This window comes from Cohnella cellulosilytica (assembly GCF_042431195.1).
Classification (GTDB): domain Bacteria; phylum Bacillota; class Bacilli; order Paenibacillales; family Paenibacillaceae; genus Cohnella; species Cohnella cellulosilytica.
In genome coordinates, this window is sequence record NZ_JBHMDN010000019.1 from 35,459 (window position 1) to 54,621 (window position 19,163).

At 46.0% G+C, this 19,163-nt stretch carries 20 protein-coding genes; 18 read left to right on the forward strand and 2 right to left on the reverse strand.

What is annotated here, in order from left to right:
* The first annotated feature begins 9 nt into the window (after positions 1–9).
* The 8 genes from ACFFT4_RS15105 to ACFFT4_RS15140 are packed head-to-tail and all read left to right on the forward strand — an operon-like array spanning position 10 to position 7,581.
* Positions 10–1,188, forward strand: coding sequence for a LegC family aminotransferase (locus ACFFT4_RS15105; protein WP_378048957.1), 1,179 nt, complete (start codon positions 10–12; stop codon positions 1,186–1,188).
* Complete coding sequence (neuC, locus tag ACFFT4_RS15110) at positions 1,185–2,372, forward strand: UDP-N-acetylglucosamine 2-epimerase (protein WP_378048958.1); 1,188 nt, start codon at positions 1,185–1,187, stop codon at positions 2,370–2,372. The genes ACFFT4_RS15105 and neuC overlap by 4 nt, the downstream gene beginning before the upstream one ends.
* Entirely contained in the window at positions 2,369–3,451 is a 1,083-nt protein-coding gene (neuB, locus tag ACFFT4_RS15115) for an N-acetylneuraminate synthase (RefSeq protein WP_378048960.1), read from the forward strand. Before neuC ends, neuB begins: the two co-directional genes overlap by 4 nt.
* On the forward strand, positions 3,445–4,110 hold the full coding sequence (locus ACFFT4_RS15120) for an acetyltransferase (RefSeq protein WP_378048961.1): 666 nt from the start codon (positions 3,445–3,447) through the stop codon (positions 4,108–4,110). Before neuB ends, ACFFT4_RS15120 begins: the two co-directional genes overlap by 7 nt.
* Positions 4,097–5,146 (forward strand): nucleotidyltransferase family protein, encoded by a 1,050-nt coding sequence (locus ACFFT4_RS15125; protein WP_378048963.1) that lies wholly within the window; start codon positions 4,097–4,099, stop codon positions 5,144–5,146. The genes ACFFT4_RS15120 and ACFFT4_RS15125 overlap by 14 nt, the downstream gene beginning before the upstream one ends.
* Positions 5,143–6,057, forward strand: coding sequence for a Gfo/Idh/MocA family protein (locus ACFFT4_RS15130; RefSeq protein ID WP_378048965.1), 915 nt, complete (start codon positions 5,143–5,145; stop codon positions 6,055–6,057). The genes ACFFT4_RS15125 and ACFFT4_RS15130 overlap by 4 nt, the downstream gene beginning before the upstream one ends.
* Positions 6,050–6,760: an acylneuraminate cytidylyltransferase family protein gene (locus tag ACFFT4_RS15135; protein ID WP_378048967.1), complete on the forward strand. Its 711-nt coding sequence runs from the start codon at positions 6,050–6,052 to the stop codon at positions 6,758–6,760. Before ACFFT4_RS15130 ends, ACFFT4_RS15135 begins: the two co-directional genes overlap by 8 nt.
* Complete coding sequence (locus ACFFT4_RS15140) at positions 6,757–7,581, forward strand: SDR family oxidoreductase (RefSeq protein WP_378048969.1); 825 nt, start codon at positions 6,757–6,759, stop codon at positions 7,579–7,581. The genes ACFFT4_RS15135 and ACFFT4_RS15140 overlap by 4 nt, the downstream gene beginning before the upstream one ends.
* On the opposite strand, the gene ACFFT4_RS15145 is transcribed toward ACFFT4_RS15140, so the two are convergent.
* Positions 7,568–8,152: a serine O-acetyltransferase gene (locus tag ACFFT4_RS15145; protein WP_378048970.1), complete on the reverse strand. Its 585-nt coding sequence runs from the start codon at positions 8,150–8,152 to the stop codon at positions 7,568–7,570. The two genes, ACFFT4_RS15140 and ACFFT4_RS15145, sit on opposite strands and share 14 nt — an antisense overlap.
* Positions 8,153–8,262: 110 nt before the next feature.
* Positions 8,263–8,961 (reverse strand): class I SAM-dependent methyltransferase, encoded by a 699-nt coding sequence (locus ACFFT4_RS15150; RefSeq protein ID WP_378048971.1) that lies wholly within the window; start codon positions 8,959–8,961, stop codon positions 8,263–8,265.
* Positions 8,962–9,091: 130 nt separating this feature from the next.
* Here ACFFT4_RS15150 and ACFFT4_RS15155 point away from each other — a divergent pair, with 130 nt between their 5' ends.
* The 10 genes from ACFFT4_RS15155 (at position 9,092) to rfbH (ending at position 19,163) form a co-directional block, all read left to right on the forward strand.
* On the forward strand, positions 9,092–10,051 hold the full coding sequence (locus tag ACFFT4_RS15155) for an aminopeptidase (protein WP_378048973.1): 960 nt from the start codon (positions 9,092–9,094) through the stop codon (positions 10,049–10,051).
* Positions 10,048–11,574, forward strand: coding sequence for a class I adenylate-forming enzyme family protein (locus ACFFT4_RS15160; protein WP_378048975.1), 1,527 nt, complete (start codon positions 10,048–10,050; stop codon positions 11,572–11,574). The genes ACFFT4_RS15155 and ACFFT4_RS15160 overlap by 4 nt, the downstream gene beginning before the upstream one ends.
* A 5-nt stretch (positions 11,575–11,579) precedes the next feature.
* Positions 11,580–12,812, forward strand: a complete 1,233-nt coding sequence (locus tag ACFFT4_RS15165) for a pyridoxal phosphate-dependent aminotransferase (protein ID WP_378048977.1) — start codon at positions 11,580–11,582, stop codon at positions 12,810–12,812.
* Between the two features lie 19 nt (positions 12,813–12,831).
* Positions 12,832–13,077, forward strand: coding sequence for a phosphopantetheine-binding protein (locus ACFFT4_RS15170; protein WP_378048979.1), 246 nt, complete (start codon positions 12,832–12,834; stop codon positions 13,075–13,077).
* Positions 13,078–13,091: 14 nt separating this feature from the next.
* Positions 13,092–14,141 carry a hypothetical protein gene (locus ACFFT4_RS15175; protein WP_378048981.1) on the forward strand — a complete coding sequence of 350 codons (1,050 nt, stop codon included), beginning with the start codon at positions 13,092–13,094 and terminating at the stop codon, positions 14,139–14,141.
* Between the two features lie 163 nt (positions 14,142–14,304).
* Positions 14,305–15,111 (forward strand): polysaccharide deacetylase family protein, encoded by an 807-nt coding sequence (locus ACFFT4_RS15180; RefSeq protein ID WP_378048983.1) that lies wholly within the window; start codon positions 14,305–14,307, stop codon positions 15,109–15,111.
* Between the two features lie 263 nt (positions 15,112–15,374).
* Positions 15,375–15,572, forward strand: coding sequence for a cold shock domain-containing protein (locus tag ACFFT4_RS15185; RefSeq protein WP_378048984.1), 198 nt, complete (start codon positions 15,375–15,377; stop codon positions 15,570–15,572).
* Between the two features lie 198 nt (positions 15,573–15,770).
* Positions 15,771–16,337, forward strand: coding sequence for a ribosome hibernation-promoting factor, HPF/YfiA family (gene hpf / locus ACFFT4_RS15190; RefSeq protein ID WP_378048986.1), 567 nt, complete (start codon positions 15,771–15,773; stop codon positions 16,335–16,337).
* Positions 16,338–16,524: 187 nt separating this feature from the next.
* Positions 16,525–17,604 carry a CDP-glucose 4,6-dehydratase gene (gene rfbG, locus ACFFT4_RS15195; RefSeq protein ID WP_378048988.1) on the forward strand — a complete coding sequence of 360 codons (1,080 nt, stop codon included), beginning with the start codon at positions 16,525–16,527 and terminating at the stop codon, positions 17,602–17,604.
* The gene (gene rfbH / locus ACFFT4_RS15200; RefSeq protein ID WP_378048990.1) at positions 17,601–19,163 is read left to right on the forward strand and encodes a lipopolysaccharide biosynthesis protein RfbH; all 1,563 of its coding nucleotides are present in this window, start codon (positions 17,601–17,603) and stop codon (positions 19,161–19,163) included. The genes rfbG and rfbH overlap by 4 nt, the downstream gene beginning before the upstream one ends.

Here is a 19,163-nt window from a genome sequence, read left to right on the forward strand (position 1 = left end):
GGATGCAAGGTGAGTAAGCAACATTTGGCGGGAACTATCGTCGACATGCTGGACAGGGCATTTCCTCGACGAGGACGGATGCTTGCTTTGCATGAACCTCGGTTTTCGGGAAATGAGTGGGATTATGTCAAGGAATGTATTGATACAGGCTGGGTGTCCTCTGCGGGTGCGTTCGTTGATCGATTCGAGCGGGAGCTTGCGGAGTATACTGGAGCGGGATATGCTGTCTCTGTTGTGAACGGTACTGCCGCTTTACATATGAGCTTGTTGTTAGCGGGAGTCAAAGAAGGGGACGAAGTGCTAATCCCTTCTTTGACTTTTGTTGCTACAGCAAATGCTGTTTCGTATTGCGGTGCGATCCCCCATTTTGTGGATGTAACGGAAACCACTCTGGGAATGGACGGCACGGAGTTGGAACGTTATTTGTACGATATTGTCCAATTTGATGCTAAGGGCGATGTAAGAAATCGTGTGACAGGCAACCGGATTAAAGCTGTTGTGCCGATGCACACATTCGGACATCCAGTTGACTTGGAGGCGTTGGTGGAGTTGTGTGACAAGTATCGGCTGGTGCTGATTGAGGATGCGGCTGAGTCATTAGGTTCTATTTATAAAGGCAAGCATACAGGCATATTCGGAAAGATTGGGGCGATCAGCTTCAATGGTAATAAAATCGTGACAACTGGCGGTGGTGGCGCGATTGTGACGAATGATGCAGAACTGGCGAGGAAGGCGAAGCATCTGACGACGACAGCTAAGCTTCCACATCGCTGGGAGTTCCACCATGATCAGATCGGATTCAATTACCGAATGCCGAATTTAAACGCTGCACTCGGCTGTGCGCAATTGGAGCGATTAAACGAAACGATTGCGGATAAACGAATAGTTACTGAAAGGTACAAGGAGCTTATTCAAGGGATAGAGGGTGTTCGCCTAATGGAAGAGCCCGAGTATTGTCGCAGTAACTACTGGTTGAATGCGATCATTCTAGATAAGCCTAACGTGAAGTTGCGTGATCAGATATTGGTGCAGACGAACAAGGCAGGATTCCAAACGCGTCCAATCTGGACTCCAATGCATCGATTACCGATGTTTGGGCATCATCCGCGCATGACTCTTACGGTAACGGAACGGTTGGAACATTCGGTGATTAACATACCGAGCAGTCAGGGGCTGATGTATTTATGACATTGGATCAGGGAAGAAGAATAGCCGTCGTCACCGGAACAAGAGCCGAGTACGGGCTGCTGACTCCGTTGCTAGGGGAGTTGCGCGATGATCCAGCTATTGAATTGCTGCTCATTGTCACCGGTATGCATCTGTCGCCTGAATTCGGACTGACCATGCAACAAATCGTGGACGACGGATTCGCGATCGATGCAAAGGTAGAGATGTTGCTCTCTAGTGACACACCCGTTGGCATCACGAAGTCGATGGGGCTGGCGCTGATCGGGTTTGCGGATGCGCTAGACCGTCTAAAACCGGATCTCATTGTATTGCTCGGGGATCGATATGAGATCATGACGGCAGCGCAGGCGGCTATGATTGCGAATATCCCAATCGCGCATCTTCACGGCGGTGAGAGCACAGAAGGCGCAATAGACGAAGCCATTCGTCACTCGATTACGAAGATATCGCACCTTCATTTTACGTCGGCTGAGCCGTATAGGCAGCGTGTTATTCAACTGGGGGAAGACCCTCAGCGCGTCTACAATGTTGGGGCAATTGGCCTCGATAACATTCGAAAGATCAAGCTGTTGGAGAAGGACGAACTGGAGCGCGCATTGGACTTCAAGCTAGGTGAAGTCAATTTGTTAGTGACGTATCACCCTCTTACGCTGTCGAAGCAATCTTCTAGTGAATTAATGACACAGCTTCTGACTGCACTGGAACGCTTCCCGCAAGCAAAGATCGTTTTTACCAAACCGAATTCGGATACAGACGGGCGCATTATCGCTAAGATGATGGACGAATATGCTGCTAGCCATCCGGATCGAGTTAAATGTTTCACTTCATTAGGGCAGCTTCGATATTTAAGCGCGCTAAGATATGTAAAGGCTGTCGTTGGCAACTCGTCGAGCGGTATTATAGAAGCTCCAATGTTCCGCGTGCCGACTGTTAATATTGGGTCACGGCAAGCGGGACGGATCAAGGCGGCTTCTGTGTTGGATTGCGGTTCGTCAAGCGAGGAGATCGTAGCCACTATTCAGTGGGCGTTATCGGACACTTTCAGCGAATCACTGTCGGATGTCGTTTCTTTATATGGTGAAGGGAATGCTGCTCCGAAGATTAAGCGAGTTTTAAAGTCCGTAAAGCTGGAAGGGCTGTTGATGAAATCCTTTTATGATCTAAGATCGGAGGCCATCATATGAAGCCATCAACTTATATCATTGCGGAAGCGGGAGTTAATCATAATGGCTCGCTGGCGATAGCAAAACAGCTAGTTGCAGAGGCAGCTAGAGTTGGTGCCAACGCAGTGAAATTCCAAACCTTCCAAGCGAACAAGCTCGTTAGCAACAGTGCCGAGAAGGCAGAGTATCAGAAGCGGCTTACGGATGCGGAAGAGTCGCAACAAGATATGATTCGTCGATTGGAATTATCTTTGAACGATCACTGCGCGTTGATCGAATGTTGCCGTGAGCACCAGATTGATTTTTTATCGACTCCATTTGATGATGAAAGCCTTGCTCTGTTGACGGATACGTTAAAGCTGAATCGGCTGAAGTTATCATCTGGTGATCTGACGAACCTTCCGTTCCTGTTAAAAGCAGCGCGAACAGAGTGTGAACTGATCGTTTCAACTGGAATGGCGACGATTGGTGAAGTCGAGGAAGCATTGAGTGTCATTGCTTTTGGTTTGGTCACTGATCGTGCTGCCAAGCCGTCATTGATGGCTTTCAAGAGCGCTTATTCCTCCGAGGAAGGGCAGACAGCATTACAGGATAAGGTGATGTTGCTCCACTGTACGACGGAGTACCCTACTCCGTACGAGGATGTTCATTTGAATCGGATGAAGACATTGGAGCAGGCATTCACTCTACCTGTCGGATATTCGGATCACACGCTTGGTTCGGAAGTTTCTGTCGCTGCAGTTGCATTGGGTGCAGTCATCATTGAGAAGCATTTTACATTGGACAAGACGATGGAAGGTCCTGATCATCAGGCGTCGCTAGAGCCACATGAAATTCAAGAGATGATTAAGCAGATCAGACATATCGAAATAGCATTTGGAACTAGCGTCAAATATCCGGCGGTTTCCGAACTTAAAAATAGGGTGCCTGCGCGAAAAAGTATTGTTGCCTCACGTGATATTCAACAGGGAGAGACGTTCGACGAAACGAACCTAACACTAAAGCGTCCGGGCAATGGACTTCCGCCGTCGATGTATTGGAGCTTATTAGGACTTAAGGCGAGCCGCAGTTATGCGGAAGATGAATTGATCGAATGGTGAGTGATCGCGTGGATACACCATTTATACTTGTCGGCGGCGGTGGACATGCTACTGTATGTCTCGACTTGCTCTTGCGTCAAAACATACGGATAATCGGTTACATTTCCAAAGAGCCTAGTTCGCATATTAATGCAGTACCTTATTTAGGTGAGGATGAACAGATGCAAGCCTTCGCACCGAATGAAGTTCAATTGGTTATGGGAGTAGGTTTTATCGTGGGTTCCTCTCTCCGCGAGGTTCTATTTAACCGATATAAGTCTAAAGGGTATCAATTTGCGACGCTCATTCATGATGCTGCGATTGTTTCCACGAGCGTCAAGGTGAGCGAAGGCGCGCAAATTATGGCGGGTGCTGTTGTGCAGACGGATGCCGTCATTGGACAGAACGCCCTGATTAATACGAGAGCGTCTGTCGATCATGGTTCGTGCATTGGCGACCACGCTGCTTTGATGCCAGGAACGACGATATGCGGCGATGTTAACGTTGCGGAAAGTGTATACGTCGGTGCAGGAGCAACGATTCTTCCGAATTTGACGATTGGCGAACGCAGTGTCGTAGGTGCGGGAGCTGTTGTCATTAATAGTCTCGCTTCGCATTCATTTGTTTATGGAGTTCCAGCCACGGAAAGAAAGAGGGAGAGGCATAATGATCCCTGTTGAAGAGATATTCATTTCACCGGAACAATCGATTTTCGAGGTTCTGCAAATCATTGATCGCGGTACGGTTCAAATTGCACTTGTCGTGGATGAGGAGCGGCGGTTACTTGGTACGGTAACGGACGGCGATGTCCGACGTGGAATTTTGCGCGGAGTTCGTGTCGAAGCTCCGGTATCCGAGATCATGAATCGACAGCCCCGAACGGCGACGACCGATATGGATCGGGAGACATTGTTGTCGATTATGAATTATTTAAAGCTGCGTCAGTTTCCTATTTTAGATGGTGATGGGAAAGTTATTAAGCTGCAGCTATTGGACGATCTCATGCATACGCATCATCGTGATAATTGGGTGGTGCTGATGGCAGGTGGTCTGGGCAGTCGACTCGGTGAGCTAACGAAAGATATGCCAAAGCCATTACTACGGGTTGGTACGAAGCCAATTCTAGAGATTATTTTGGAAAACTTTATTTCGAGTGGTTTTCATAAGTTTTATATTTCAGTCAACTACAAAGCGGAAATGTTACAAGATTATTTCGGTAATGGTTCTCGTTGGGGGGTAACGATTCGCTATATTCATGAAAAGAAGCGACTAGGTACAGCGGGAGCACTATCGCTTATTGAAGAGGAACATGAAAAGCCGATTGTCGTTATGAATGGAGATCTCTTAACGAAGGTGAACTTCGGCAACCTCGTTGATTTTCATATCGATACGAGTACGAAAGCAACAATGTGTGTACGTGAATATGAGTTTCAGGTGCCGTATGGGGTAGTTCAGACAGAGGGGCATCGATTGTGCGCGCTCCAAGAGAAGCCCACGCAGAGATTTTTCATTAATGGCGGCATCTATGTGATTGATCCAAGCATTCTTGCGTATATTCCGCGAGATAGCTACTATGACATGACGACTTTGTTCGATCAATTGATGCAGCGACATGAGCAAACCTCGGTGTTCCCAATTCGAGAATACTGGATCGACATCGGGCGAACGGATGATTTTGAGAAGGCGAATAGTGAGTTTCTAGAGGTTTTTGGATGAAGGCATTAGTTGTGGGTTACGGTTCAATTGGACGACGGCATGCTGAGATTCTTACAGAATTAGGCGTAGAAGTTGGGGTCGTTAGTTCGCGAGAGATTCAGTATCCTGTCGCATACATGAATTTGTCCCAGGCCATAGAAGAAATGCGTCCAAGCTACATCGTCGTAGCAAACAAGACATCTGATCATTATAACGTGCTAATCGAATTAATTGATTGCCAGTGGGAAGGCATAGTACTGGTTGAAAAACCGCTGTTCGCTGAGTCTCGCTTGCTTCCTGAAGGTCACAGATTGCGAATAGCAGTTGCTTATAACCTGCGATTCCATCCATTGCTTCGCAAATTAAAAAGTGAACTTCAAAATGAGCGAATAATGTCTATTTCAATCTATGCGGGACAATTTCTACCGGATTGGCGACCGCAACGTGACTATCGACTGAGTTATTCTTCTTCACGTGAAGAAGGCGGAGGGGTTCTTCGAGACTTAAGTCATGAACTGGATTATATGCTGTTGCTATGCGGGCAGTGGCTGCAAGTCAGTGCATTAGGTGGCCGATTCAGTTCACTTGAAGTAACCGGGGAAGATATGTGTAGTGTGTTGGCAGCGCTTGAACGCTGTCCTATTGCTACGTTGCAAGTGAATTACTTAGACCGGCCCGGCAGGCGTGAGATCGTTGTCGTGACCGATCGGCATACATATAGGGTTGACATGAGGAACGGATTGTTTGAAATAGATGGACAGGTTGAGGTGTTGCAGACAGCGCGCAATGACACTTATTTGGCGCAACACCAAGCGATCCTCCAAGATCAATGGAGTGATTTATGCACGTTGAGTGATGGATTAGCAGTTGTTCAGCTCATCGAAGCGATAGAGAAATCGTTTACTGCTAAGGAGTGGGTACGACGTGAGTAGGTTGTGTACCATCTGTGCAAGGGGTGGCTCGAAGGGGATACCTAATAAGAACATTCGTGAGATGCATCGAAAGCCACTAATCGCTTACAGTATTGAATCTGCTAGACGATCTGGACAGTTCAAGTATATCGCTGTGAGCAGTGATTCGAATGCGATACTCGAAGTTGCTCAACGATATGGCGCAGATATATTGGTGGAGCGTCCGCCTGAAATGGCAAGCGATACATCCGCGAAGCTACCTGCCATTCGCCACTGTATTCAACAGGTAGAACTGAAGACAGGCGAACAATTTAATGTTGTGGTGGATTTAGATGCAACCTCGCCGCTACGAACAGAGGAAGATATCATTGAATCTCTGTATTTGTTAGAGTCTAAAGGGGCATCTAATTTAATCACGGGCACGCCAGCTCGTCGATCCCCGTATTTTAATCTCGTAGAAACGGACGAAGAGGGGCGTGTATTTTTATCAAAGTCGGCGAAAGTTCCAATTGTTCGTAGACAGGATGCTCCTAAGTGCTACGACATGAACGCATCGATCTATATTTGGCGACGAGAATTTATCCTAAACGACCATCCGCTATTTCTGCCTGATACATTGCTACATGTTATGCCGGAAGAGAGATCCATTGATATTGATAGCGAACTAGATTGGCAAATGGTTGAATGGCTGCTTGGAGGACGATTGGAAGGGGGAGCGGAATGAATCAGATTTATCGAAAATTATTTGAATTGGAAGGCAAGACGGCTATAGTAACAGGAGGCCTTGGAATAATTGGTCGGGAGGTGTGTAGAGGTCTTTGTGAGTTCGGTGCGAATGTTGCGATCGCCGATCTGAACGGGCAGGGAGCAGAGGACTTTGCGGCGGAATTAGCGTCTGTATATGCCGTTCAAGCGATCGGATTGCAATGTAATGTGGCGGTTCCAAGTGAGGTTGAAGCTATGGTGGAGGAGACTGTAAAGAGGTTGGGAGCGGTTCACATCCTTCACAATAATGCAGCTAGTCGCCCTGCTAATCGAGCCAGCTTCTTGGCTCCTTTCGAGGAGTATTCTCTCGAGCAATGGCAAGAAGTGATGTCTATCAACATCGACGGCACATTTCTTGTAGCGAGAGAAGTCGGCAAGCAAATGATTCGGCAAGGGACAGGTGGATCTATCATCCAAACGGCTTCTATATACGGCATTATGGGGCCAGATCATCGTATTTATGAAGGTTCCTATTATCTCGGGCAAAAACTGTCTTCACCTGCTGTTTATTCTGCTTCCAAAGGTGGCGTTGTGGCACTCACGAAGTATCTAGCTACTTATTGGGCGCCAAATAAGATTCGTGTCAATACTTTGACTCCTGGTGGTGTGGAGAGTGGACAGAACGAACAGTTTGTTCAGAAGTATTCCGCACGGATACCGCTAGGTCGCATGGCAGAGGCTAGTGAGATGGTAGGGGCTGTTGTTTACTTGGCTTCGAGTGCTTCGAGTTATGTGACGGGGCAAAATATAATTGTCGATGGTGGACTTAACGCTTGGTAATTCCGAGAACTTTGTAGTCTTCATCAATGCGATTTACGATTTTTGCAGGGATTCCTGCCAGGACGATGTTATCTTCAGGAAAGCTTTTGTTGACCACAGCATTTGCCCCAATCTTAACGTTGTTTCCAATTGTGATGGGATTGTATATTTTGCATCCGGGACCGAGGTAACAGTCGTCTCCGATTGTGGCGGCACTGCCGTTGCCTCCAATGTTTACTCCAGATTGGATGATGCACCTTTTCCCGATTTTCGCATGACGACTAATGACGATACTTCCGTAGTGTGCAATACATAGTCCTTCCTCGCACACGTTAAGCGGAATCGTAACGCCAAGTAATAGGCTATTCTTCTGGAAGCGCCAGCGTAGGTAGTAGATATAAGGCCTCCATATCGCGCTGCACTTACAATTGGTCCAATACTCTAATTTGCGTAAGAGCTTTTGGAATTTCCAGCAGGGATCAGTCAATAATATCATGATGTTATTCTGGAGGATCGGATACTTGGTATAGGCTCCAAGCGCACGACGATCTTCTTCAAGATAACGCATATAATCTTGCTTATTAGTAATCATGAGACGCCTCCGCTAATTGATTGTACTTGCTCTTTATGGTAAGAGAACACTATCAGCTCGCCGATAGCTAAGATCGGCGAGCTGTGTACAGAATGGGTTGTACCTTCACCTTACTTTTCTTTAACTACATAACAAGTAGGCGACCTGCTGAAAGAAACTTGTCTGACATAGTTGCTTCCAATATATTTCTCGACTATTTCACTTTCATCTTTCGATACTTCAGCATTATAGTGATCCATGATTAATATTCCACCAGGAACTAAACGTGGCCAGAAATGTTCGAGCGCAGAATCTAACACTTCTTTAATGCCGCAATCAATTAAAACAATTTTATAACGTAAATAAGGGTGTTGTTCGAAATAGCCCCTAAGTTCTTTCGTAATATCCATTTTATGAACAATGGAGATATCCTCTAATTTTTGTAGCTTTATTAATTTTAATAGAGTCTCATAATCTCCTTTGTACGTGGAATTAGCACCTGCATCGGGGTTCATCCCCATGAACCAGTCAAATCCATGAACTTGAGTTGAAGTATAGTTTTCAAAGAGCTTTACCAATTTTGTGAAGAATAATAAGGTTGCCCCTTTAAATGTACCCACATCAGCAATGTGACCATTCAATTCATTTACTTTTTTATACAAATCGTACAGGAATAGAAATCTGGACATATTAACATAGCCGACAAAAACGGGAAAGTGATAAAGGAAGTCTTTCGTTTCTATATCCATGGTTTGAAGTTCATCAAGGTAGCTAAAGAAATCATTATTTACATCTTTGAATTTTTTCCAGCCTTCATATTCGTTTATCATATGTAAATATCCTCTCTTAGCTTCTGAGTTAAATTTCTTTGGACAGGGCATATTATATCATAGCTATATCTAATTTATAAGCTGATTAACCGATAATACTATTATATTTGTGTTAGAGGAAGGTACCGTTATGAACGTTGTTAAACATATAATCGAGCATTGTGGGGATTTGAAATCAGACGAATGGGTATGCGTGTTATATGACAATAGTACCTTTGGCGTAGCGTCAGTGTTTCTTCAATATTTGGAGGGAATTCACGCGAACTTCAGCTCCTACGAATTGATCAGGACGGATACTCATGGCATTGAACCTCCTGATGAGGTTGCAGAAGCGATGAAAAGTTCAGATTTGATTCTTTGTTTAACGCAGTATTCTCTTGCTCATACCCAAGCCAGATTGGAAGCCACTAACGGTAAATCCCGTTTCTTAAGTATGCCGGAATATTCGGTTTCTTTGCTTAATGATCCCGCAGTTGCTACCGATTTCAGATCAAGGCTGCAAGCAGTGGAAGCCATGACTCAAGCATTGACTAATGGGAAAGAGTTATATATTGAGACAGCAGCAGGAACTAGAATGAAAATGGATATTTCAAACAGGGGAGGGAATTGTTGCCCGGGCTTCGTTAACCAGCTTTATCGATTAGGATCGCCGCCGGATATTGAAGCGAATATCGCCCCTAACGAAGCCAGTACCGAAGGAATGCTGGTTATAGACGGATCTATTACACACGAGCTTATCGGCAAATTGACCGATACAGTTGAACTTCGAATTTCCAAAGGAAAAATTGATTCTATATACTCTGCAAACGAAGAGATTTGCCAGGCATTGGACAAAATATTCACCAGAGTAAAAAGCGACAAAGCTTATTATCTTGGGGAAGTCGGCATAGGGCTCAATAAGGATGCTGTATTATGCGGCAATATGTTGATCGATGAAGGTTCCTATGGAAGTCTTCATTTTGGTTTCGGTTCGAATTATACGATTGGAGGCAGCAACAAAGTCTCGTTTCATCTGGATTTCGTATTGACGAAAGCAAATATGTACATAGACGGAACAATGGTGATTAAAGAGGGGGAAATGCAATTATGAAGGGAGCTTTGCGGAATTTCTCGGACGACTTGAGACAGTTAGTGCAAGGAAATGGGCAGAAAGACGCGATTATAGTGGATGCGGGCATACAAGAGCTTCAGATTACATACCGGGAATTGTCCGAATATATGGATAGATATTTAATTTTATTTGAACAACTTGGGGCGCGTCCAGGCGACAATATATTGTCACTGTTACCTAACTCGGCGGAGGCTGTGATTTGTTACTTAGCCACGATCAAAGGAGGATATGGTTATGCTCCGCTTTCGTGCTTCGCGACGGAACGCGAGGTAGAGAGATGGTGCTCCTTGATCGATCCGAGACTTTGTATAAAGTTGGATAGCGTTCATTTTACCGCATTAAGTAGATTTGAGAGCTCCCATATCATTAGTCTTCCCTGTGACGGGGATTTCAGTTGGTTGCCGATCTTTCTTCCGGAGCAAAGAGTGGCCACAGGGGATAGCCCTAAGCTGTATCTCTCGACAAGTGGAACTACAGGCGAGCCCAAGGCTATGGTTCTCGACGGGAATACGCTATGGTCTAGCGGGTATGCTTTTGCCCAAATTCACAATTTACCCGATAAGAGACCAAGATTTTGGAATTACCTTCCCATGTCCTATTTAGGAGGCCTATTTAATCTGGCAATGATCCCCCTCAGCAGCGGGGGAAGCATAGTGATTACAGAAACGTTCAGTGGACGCACATTGCTAAGCTTCTGGCAGACGGTCGATCGATTTAAGATCGACTCGCTTTGGCTTGTGCCCACGATTGCTAAGGGGCTTTTAAAAATAGCCAATACAATTAATACTCCAAAGCACTTAGAAATAAGCAGAAATATTAAAACATCTTTTATCGGTACAGCCCCGATCTCGCTTGCGGATAAACAAGGATTTGAACAAAAGTTCGGGATGTGTATTCTCGAAAACTATGCGTTGTCAGAGACCACGTTCCTTACCTCCGAAACAGCAAAGAACTTTAAGGAGCGCACCGAAGCCAGCGTTGGTGAGGTATTACCCTATGTCGCATTTAAATTCACTTCTCGGGAAGACACGCAAGATGTTTATAATCTCATGGTGAAAACGCCGTTTCTATTTCGCGGCTATTTAACTGGCGATGGTGAAGTCAAGATGGATCTGGATGAGGATGGATTTTTTGCAACCGGTGATATCGGATATCTTAATGAAGACAAGCAAGTCGTGTTGTCTGGAAGAAGGCAGGATGTCATTAAGAAAGGTGGGTTGTTCGTATCGCTTAAAGAAATTGAGGCGTTAGTTGAAAGTCTTCCTTATATCCATGAAGCTGCGGCAGTACGAGTGGAGCACGAATTTTATGGAGAAAGCTACAACTTATTCGTAATTCCTGTGGATCCTAATGAGGAAGTTAAGGCGAAACTGAGTGCATGGCTGCATAAAAATGTCGTGAACTATAAATGGCCAGCCAATATTTATTTGAGCAGTGAATTTCCGAAGACTTCAAGCGGAAAAGTGATGAAAAATAAGTTTGTTGTGAAAGGAGGCGATTAAGTCTTATGCACAATCCGAAAATGCAAATAAGCAACCGGGTCAGCAGCATTCCTCCGGCGCTGTCCATCTATATAAATGAACTGGTGTATTCCCAAAAAAGAAAAGGAAGAGACATCGTTACGCTTTCTTTGGGAGAGGCGTTCTTTGATATCCCCATGTTCGATTTTAATCAATTAAATGTAGAGAAATGCTATCACTACTCGGAAAGCAACGGGATTCCGGAGCTGCGAAGGAAGATCACCGAGTTTTATTTGAAGCAGTACAAAGCGGAGATCAATTATCAGAATGAAATTTTGATTACAGCAGGATCAAAGCCTGTTATTTATATGGCAATGCAAGCTGTGTTGAATAGCGGCGACGAGGTGTTGATCCATGAACCGGCATGGTTGAGCTACCAGGAGCAAGCAAGGTTAGTGGATGTGACCCCGAAGTTTATTCCTTTCGATTGCGATATAGATGACTTCCATAAGCATTTCACTGGCAAGACGAGAATGTTGGTCGTTAACAATCCAAATAACCCGGCAGGATGGCTGTACAGCAAGGAGCAACTTGCCTCTATTTATAAACAATGTCGGTCCAGAGGGATTTATGTTCTGGTAGATGAGGCGTATAGTGATTTCTTGTTGGATGAGACTTTTTATTCCATGATCAATCTTGTGCCTGATAAAGACGGAATTATCGTGGTAAACTCATTATCGAAAAATATGGGAATGTCGGGATGGAGAATCGGATACGTTGTTTCGAGTGTGGAGGTCATTTCTAACATTCAAAAATTAAACCAACATCTCATCACGTGCGCGCCAACGATATTGCAACATTATCTTGCGCGTTATTTCGATGAAATCATCGCAATAACGCTCCCACAGGCAAGAGAAGTTGTTCAAAAGCGCCAAAGAATTTCAGAATATATGGATCAAATTGGCTTAAAGCGGTTGCCGGGGTCATCTACGTTTTATTTTTTTGTTCATATTGGGCAGTTTGAAGGCAGCTCAATGGATTTCTGTTTGTACCTGCTATTTAAATATGGGGTGGCTACTGTTCCGGGGTCGGCCTATGGTGCCAGTACTGAGCGATTCATCAGGGTATCCTTTGGCACAGAGTCCGAAGAAAGAATTCATCTTGCTCTCGCTTTAATCAAAGATCTAATTACGGAAGGTAACTGTGATGAAGCGTATATTCACGCCAATATAAAGAGTAATGGATACAAATTTTTTGAAGAAACGTATGCTAAAGCATAAGAATTGGAGTGGATAGATTATGGAGGATATTTGCAGGAGTGTCCAAGAAATAGTTTACCGAATGGCAAGCGAAAAAAATATCGAAATTACAGATACAAGCAATCTTTACAATGCAGGAGTAATGGATTCACTGAACATTATTATTCTGCTTTCACGGCTCCAGAGCGACTTGTCCGTTGATATTCAAGAAGAAGCGTTGGCTCCCGAAAATTTCGAGTCAATTAAAGCAGTATGTACCTTTGTGCTGGCTGCAATCTCCAAGTAGACTGGGGTGGAGAGATGAATAAATTCGATGAGAAGTACATCATTCGTTTGGCCAATGAAGACGATATTGAGAAGATTATGAGTTTTATCGCAACGGAATGGAAAGCGGATCACATCTTTGCTAGAAATCGAGGTTATTTTTGTTATGAGCATCAATTCGCTGACAAAGTAAACTATATTCTGGCAATAGATAAAGAGACATCAAGCCTAGAAGGAATTCTAGGATTCATTGAAGCATCCCGAAGCGAGAGCCGCAAGGATATATGGGGAGTCATGTGGAAAGTAAGGGATAACAAGGAGAATATACCCTTTTTGGGGATCGAGTTAATGAAGCGATTAATGGTCGAAAGCAAGTGTAGGGCGGAAATTGGTGTTGGAGCCAATCCCAAAACTTCTATTCCGATCTTGAAGGTCATGTTGGGATTTCATATTGGGAAAATGAATCACTTTTATCGTTTGAATGAAAAGGCGGAAGAATACAGAATTGCTGTTGTTAAGAACAAAGTTATCTTACCGGCAAATCCTTCGTTAATCCAGTACCGGCTAAAAGAACTCGCCAGTATCGATGAATTAATGGCTAACTACGACTTAGAGAGTAATAAAGAAGCGATCCCTTACAAGGACGGGGATTATGTAAATAGAAGGTATTATCAGCACCCGATCTACAACTACTCCGTTTGGGGCATTCAAGATGAACGCCAAACAATGCGGGCGATCTTGATTGGGAGAGAGATTCATTTCAATGGTAGCAAGATTTTGCGCATTATTGATTATATTGGCGATTGCCTCGCTTTATCCGGTTTATATGAAGAGTTTAGTATATTGCTTTCCAGTCGTGGGTATGAGTATATTGATTTTTATTGTTATGGCATTGAAGAACAGAGTTTATCGAATGCTGGCTTTGTGCTCCGAGATGAGAGCGATGAGAATGTTATACCGAATTATTTTGAACCATTTGTCCAACAAAATATCGATATTTGGGTGAACAGCTCAGTTAGCAATGTAACGATTTGTAAAGGCGACGGAGATCAGGACAGGCCGAGCCTAGCGATAGAGGTGAACTGATATCGTTTCTAAATTAACAGTAGTCATGTATCATTATGTGAGGAATTTAGCTGATAGCAGAAACCCTGGTATTAAAGGGCTCGAGTTATCACATTTTCTTGAGCAAATCGAATTTTTCAAATCTAAGTACACGATCGTCTCCATCGAGGAGGCGGTTGAGTGTATGAGAACAAAAAGGGACTTGCCGACTAATAGCTTGTTGTTAACCTTCGATGATGGATATATCGATCATTACTTAAATGTGTTCCCGATCTTAATGGCAAACAAAATTAGAGGCTTATTTGCCGTTCCAGGAAAACCATTAACTGAAAATAAAGTTTTGGCCGTAAACAAGATTCATTTTATTTTGGCGATTGTGGGAGAAGACCGGAAGCAGGATTTACTTGCGACAGTGTACAAGCTGTTAAACCGTTATCGGGGAACGGAGTTCGACTTTCCTTCAAATGAAGAGTTGTACGATAAGTTGGCCATTGCGAATCGATTCGATGACAAAGATATTATTTTTATCAAGCGGCTTCTCCAAATGGAGTTGCCTGAATGGGTAAGAGATCGTATCATTGACGACTTGTTTAGGATCTACATCCCGATTTCGGAAGGCGCATTTTCGAGGGAGCTGTATATGAACTTCGAGCAAATTAGACTAATGAAAAGAAGCGGCATGGATTTCGCTGTCCATGGTTATGAGCATTATTGGCTAGGAAAGCTTACTCAACGAGAGATGAAAAAGGACATTAATAAATCACTAGAAACCTTAGAAGGAATCGTAGATTCGAACGACTGGACAATGGTATTTCCATATGGTTCTTATAATCCTGAAGTACTTGCTTATATTTCCGATAAGGGTTGTAAACTAGGGTTCACGACAGAAGTGCGAGTAGCCGATCTCCAAGCCGATACCCCCTTAGTATTGCCGAGATTGGACACAACTGATTTTCCACCCCAAAGCGAGAATTATTTAGAGATAACGTAGCGTACAACGCGCCATCAAACAATAATATGTTGGTCCAACACCTTCTTCACGTGAATCATACCCACTAACGACAAATATCGAATTCTTCTTAGGTAATTAGATTGTTTGTTACATTCGAATTTGGGGAAGAACGTTTCTTTCTCATTCGCATGACACCGCTTACAAAAAACCATTGACACCAATCTTTCCCTAATGTTATATTCAAGATGTGGGCTGGGTATAAATGCCTAACGTCATTTGAATATGAAGGGAATGTTTAACACATGCAAGGTAAAGTAAAATGGTTCAATGCAGAAAAAGGTTACGGTTTCATTGAAACTGAGCAAGGTGGGGACGTTTTCGTTCACTTCTCGGCTATTCAAATGGACGGTTACAAAGCTCTTGAAGAAGGTCAAGCGGTGGAATTCGACATCGTTCAAGGCGCAAGAGGACCTCAAGCGGCTAACGTTACCAAACTGTAATCATACGGCGCGTTTCGCGTCTAACTCACATACAAGCATCATGGCGCTTCCCTGGAGAAATCCAGGGTTTTTTCTTTTCTCTCTCCTTTTTCAAGGCCCAAACTAAGTTTTCAAAAAATTCAAAATTATTAACTGAATGTTTTGAATCGCCCATCTCAAATGTGATATGATGGGGGTAAGCAAAGGAGGAGTTGCCCCATGAAATACAACATTCGAGGTCAGCGTATGGAAGTCACAGATGCTTTGAAAGAGTACGTGGAGAAAAAGCTGAGTCGTCTGGACAAGTATTTTGAAACGCCTCCGAAATCCGAGGTTAATGTAACCTTGAGCGTTACCAAAGGCCATCAAGCCATCGAGGTCATGATTCCGCTTCCGGGAGCGATGCTTCGCGCCGAGGAGAAACGGGACGACATGTACGCATCGATCGACTTCGTGGTGGACAAACTCGAAAGACAAATTCGCAAGCACAAGACGAAGATCAACCGCAAATTCCGCGAACCGGGATCTGCCAGAGCGTTGTTCAAAGAAGAATACGTTAATGGCAACGGAAGCAGCGTGTCGACGATGGCCCGCGATGAAGACGACACTATGGAGCTGGTCAGGACCAAGCGCTTCAACCTGAAGCCGATGGACGTCGAAGAAGCGATCCTGCAGATGAATCTTGTCGGACACAATTTCTACGTGTTCGCGAATACCGACACGAAGGAAGTGAATGTCGTCTACCGTCGGAACGACGGCACATATGGGTTGATTGAAGCCCAATAATCCATAATCGAAAACTCCAGCCTCGGCGACCTCGCCGGGGCTTTTTAATATTACGCACACTAGTCAGATCAAGCTTCCCTCCACGGCATCCGCCTCGCTTCTCCGAAAGTACAATCCTTCCCGGCTTTTCATCAATATGATAAAGAATAGATTGCCATAACGGGTGACTGGCAGCGGAGGGGAGACCATGAGCGATTTCTGGCGCGGTCGCAAAGTATTCATCACCGGACATACGGGATTTAAGGGAAGCTGGCTCGCGCTCGCATTGGCTGGGCAAGGCGCCGTATTGTTCGGGTACGCTTTGAGGCCCCATACGGTCCCCAGTCTGTATCATCTAACAGAAGTCGGCCGTGTTTTGACGGACCGCCACGGAGACGTCAGGAATTTACACGATTTGCAGGAGGCCTTCCTGCAGTTCGAGCCGGAAGTTGTGTTCCACCTTGCCGCACAGCCTCTCGTTCGCCGCTCGTATGCGGATCCGGTCTACACCTTCGATACGAACGTTATGGGCACCGTAAATTTGCTTGAATCCGTCCGTCGCGTGTCATCGGTACGCGCGGTAGTCGTGGCAACGACGGACAAGGTCTACGAGAATCAAGAGTGGATATGGGGCTATCGGGAAAATGAACGCTTGGGCGGCAAGGATCCCTATTCGGCTTCGAAGGCGTGCTCGGAGCTGGCGGTTCGTGCGTATACGGAGTCTTATTTTCCAATGGAGCGTTATCCGGTTCACGGCGTAGCCGTAGCGACCGCAAGGGCAGGCAACATCATTGGCGGCGGCGACTGGTCCGAGGACCGGCTCGTTCCGGAATGTTTGCAAGCTCTGGAGGCCGACCGGGAGAGCGTCCTTCGGAATCCGCTGGCGACGCGTCCTTGGCAGCACGTGCTGGCGCCAGTGGAAGGATACATGCGGTTGGCGGAGCTTTTGTACAAGAATGGTCCGGCATACGGGGGAGCATGGAACTTCGGTCCGGACGATCGCGACGTGCAGTCTGTAGGTGACGTTGCCAATCGCCTTGCACGATTGTGGGGATCGAACGCAGCCATCTCCGTACCGGAGCAGCCAAGTCCGGGATGGCCGGAAGCCCGAGCGTTGAAGCTGGACAGCTCCAAAGCCGCAGTTCGCCTTGGCTGGCGACCGCGCTGGGATCTGGATACCTCTCTGCGCAAGACGGTGGAATGGCACAAAGCCTATTTGCAAGGTGAAAATATCGCCGAACTGTGCCGTCGCCAGATCGCCGAGTACGAGGAGGAGCGGGCAAAATGACGATTCAACTGGGCTCGATCTGGCAGATCAATTGGAGAGGAGCGCGACGAGTCGCGATTGCGCTAACCGAGAGTGACGAACAGGGAGAAGCGCAGTTTATCATGCTGAAGCCCAATGCGAACTTAGAGGACATGAATGTGGAACAAATCGTCTACGACAAAACCTACACGCTTCCCGCTGACCAAGTCGAAGGCTTTCTTGCGCAAGGCTCTTCCCGTCTTCTGGAAGCTATCCTCAGAAAACGGGTATTGCTCGAGACGACCCGCCACTATCGGATCAAACACGCGAGGAAGCCGCCTTTTACCCCAGGACGCCCCATCTCGTATGGAGGACGCTTCTACGATGAACGGGAAGTGCTCAATCTGGTGGATTCGTCGCTTGATTTCTGGTTGACCGGCGGTAAATACGTGGAGTGCTTTGAGCGGGAGCTCGCATCCTTTCTCGGGGTGCGATATGCGCTGGTGACGAACTCCGGCTCCTCCGCCAACCTGCTCGCTTTTATGGCGCTGACCTCTCCGATGCTCAAGGATCGGAGAATACGCAAGGGCGACGAGGTCGTAACGGTGGCGGCTTCTTTTCCGACGACGGTGAATCCGATCGTGCAGTTCGGAGCCGTGCCCGTATTCGTAGATATCGATCCGGAGACGTACAATATCGACGTTTCTCGACTGGAGGCCGCATTAAGTCCCAAGACGAGAGCCGTCATGATCGCGCATACGATGGGTAATCCGTTCGATCTTAAGCGTGTTCGCGATTTTTGCGACAAGCATCGGCTTTGGCTGATCGAGGATAACTGTGACGCGCTAGGCTCCAAATATTTTTACGACGGACAGTGGCGCTTCACGGGAACGGTCGGCCATATCGGCACATCAAGCTTTTATCCGCCGCATCATATCACGATGGGGGAAGGAGGAGCTGTGTACACGAACGACCCTCGGCTTAAGCGAGCCGTCGAGTCGTTCCGGGATTGGGGGCGGGATTGCTGGTGCGCTTCCGGCAAAGATAACACGTGCGGACGCCGGTTCTCCCAGAAGTTCGGCGAGCTGCCGGAGGGCTACGATCACAAGTATGTATATACGCACTTCGGATACAATCTGAAGATCACCGATATGCAGGCGGCCGTAGGCTGCGCCCAACTGCAGAAGCTTCCCGATATTATCGAAGCCAGAAAAAGAAACTGGAGGATGCTGTACGACGGCTTGCTTCCTCTTACTCATCTGTTCCGGCTGCCGCGAGCGACCAGCAATTCAGATCCGAGCTGGTTCGGCTTCCTCCTGACCGTAAGGGATAACGCGCCTTTTACGAGAGAGGAGATTGTCCGCCATCTTGAAGGTAAAGGTATTCAGACGCGAATGCTGTTCGCAGGAAATCTGCTGAGGCAGCCCTTGTTCGACGAAATGCGCTCATCCGGCCAAGGGTACCGCGTCGTCGGAGATTTAACCCACACCGACGAAGTCATGAATCGCTCCTTCTGGCTTGGCGTTTACCCGGGCTTGGGAGCGGATGAGATCACTTTTATTGTAGAGGAAATTCGTCGATTCGCGCTGTCAAAAAATTAA

Excerpts from the sequence above, each read along its gene's own strand:
- neuC (WP_378048958.1), top strand. The coding sequence starts at position 1,185 with ATGACATTGGATCAGGGAAGAAGAATAGCCGTCGTCACCGGAACAAGA.
- neuB (WP_378048960.1), top strand. The coding sequence starts at position 2,369 with ATGAAGCCATCAACTTATATCATTGCGGAAGCGGGAGTTAATCATAAT.
- ACFFT4_RS15120 (WP_378048961.1), top strand. The coding sequence starts at position 3,445 with ATGGTGAGTGATCGCGTGGATACACCATTTATACTTGTCGGCGGCGGT.
- ACFFT4_RS15125 (WP_378048963.1), top strand. The coding sequence starts at position 4,097 with ATGATCCCTGTTGAAGAGATATTCATTTCACCGGAACAATCGATTTTC.
- ACFFT4_RS15130 (WP_378048965.1), top strand. The coding sequence starts at position 5,143 with ATGAAGGCATTAGTTGTGGGTTACGGTTCAATTGGACGACGGCATGCT.
- ACFFT4_RS15140 (WP_378048969.1), top strand. The coding sequence starts at position 6,757 with ATGAATCAGATTTATCGAAAATTATTTGAATTGGAAGGCAAGACGGCT.
- ACFFT4_RS15145 (WP_378048970.1), bottom strand. The coding sequence starts at position 8,152 with ATGATTACTAATAAGCAAGATTATATGCGTTATCTTGAAGAAGATCGT.
- ACFFT4_RS15150 (WP_378048971.1), bottom strand. The coding sequence starts at position 8,961 with ATGATAAACGAATATGAAGGCTGGAAAAAATTCAAAGATGTAAATAAT.
- ACFFT4_RS15155 (WP_378048973.1), top strand. The coding sequence starts at position 9,092 with ATGAACGTTGTTAAACATATAATCGAGCATTGTGGGGATTTGAAATCA.
- ACFFT4_RS15160 (WP_378048975.1), top strand. The coding sequence starts at position 10,048 with ATGAAGGGAGCTTTGCGGAATTTCTCGGACGACTTGAGACAGTTAGTG.
- ACFFT4_RS15165 (WP_378048977.1), top strand. The coding sequence starts at position 11,580 with ATGCACAATCCGAAAATGCAAATAAGCAACCGGGTCAGCAGCATTCCT.
- ACFFT4_RS15170 (WP_378048979.1), top strand. The coding sequence starts at position 12,832 with ATGGAGGATATTTGCAGGAGTGTCCAAGAAATAGTTTACCGAATGGCA.
- ACFFT4_RS15175 (WP_378048981.1), top strand. The coding sequence starts at position 13,092 with ATGAATAAATTCGATGAGAAGTACATCATTCGTTTGGCCAATGAAGAC.
- ACFFT4_RS15180 (WP_378048983.1), top strand. The coding sequence starts at position 14,305 with ATGAGAACAAAAAGGGACTTGCCGACTAATAGCTTGTTGTTAACCTTC.
- ACFFT4_RS15185 (WP_378048984.1), top strand. The coding sequence starts at position 15,375 with ATGCAAGGTAAAGTAAAATGGTTCAATGCAGAAAAAGGTTACGGTTTC.
- hpf (WP_378048986.1), top strand. The coding sequence starts at position 15,771 with ATGAAATACAACATTCGAGGTCAGCGTATGGAAGTCACAGATGCTTTG.
- rfbG (WP_378048988.1), top strand. The coding sequence starts at position 16,525 with ATGAGCGATTTCTGGCGCGGTCGCAAAGTATTCATCACCGGACATACG.
- rfbH (WP_378048990.1), top strand. The coding sequence starts at position 17,601 with ATGACGATTCAACTGGGCTCGATCTGGCAGATCAATTGGAGAGGAGCG.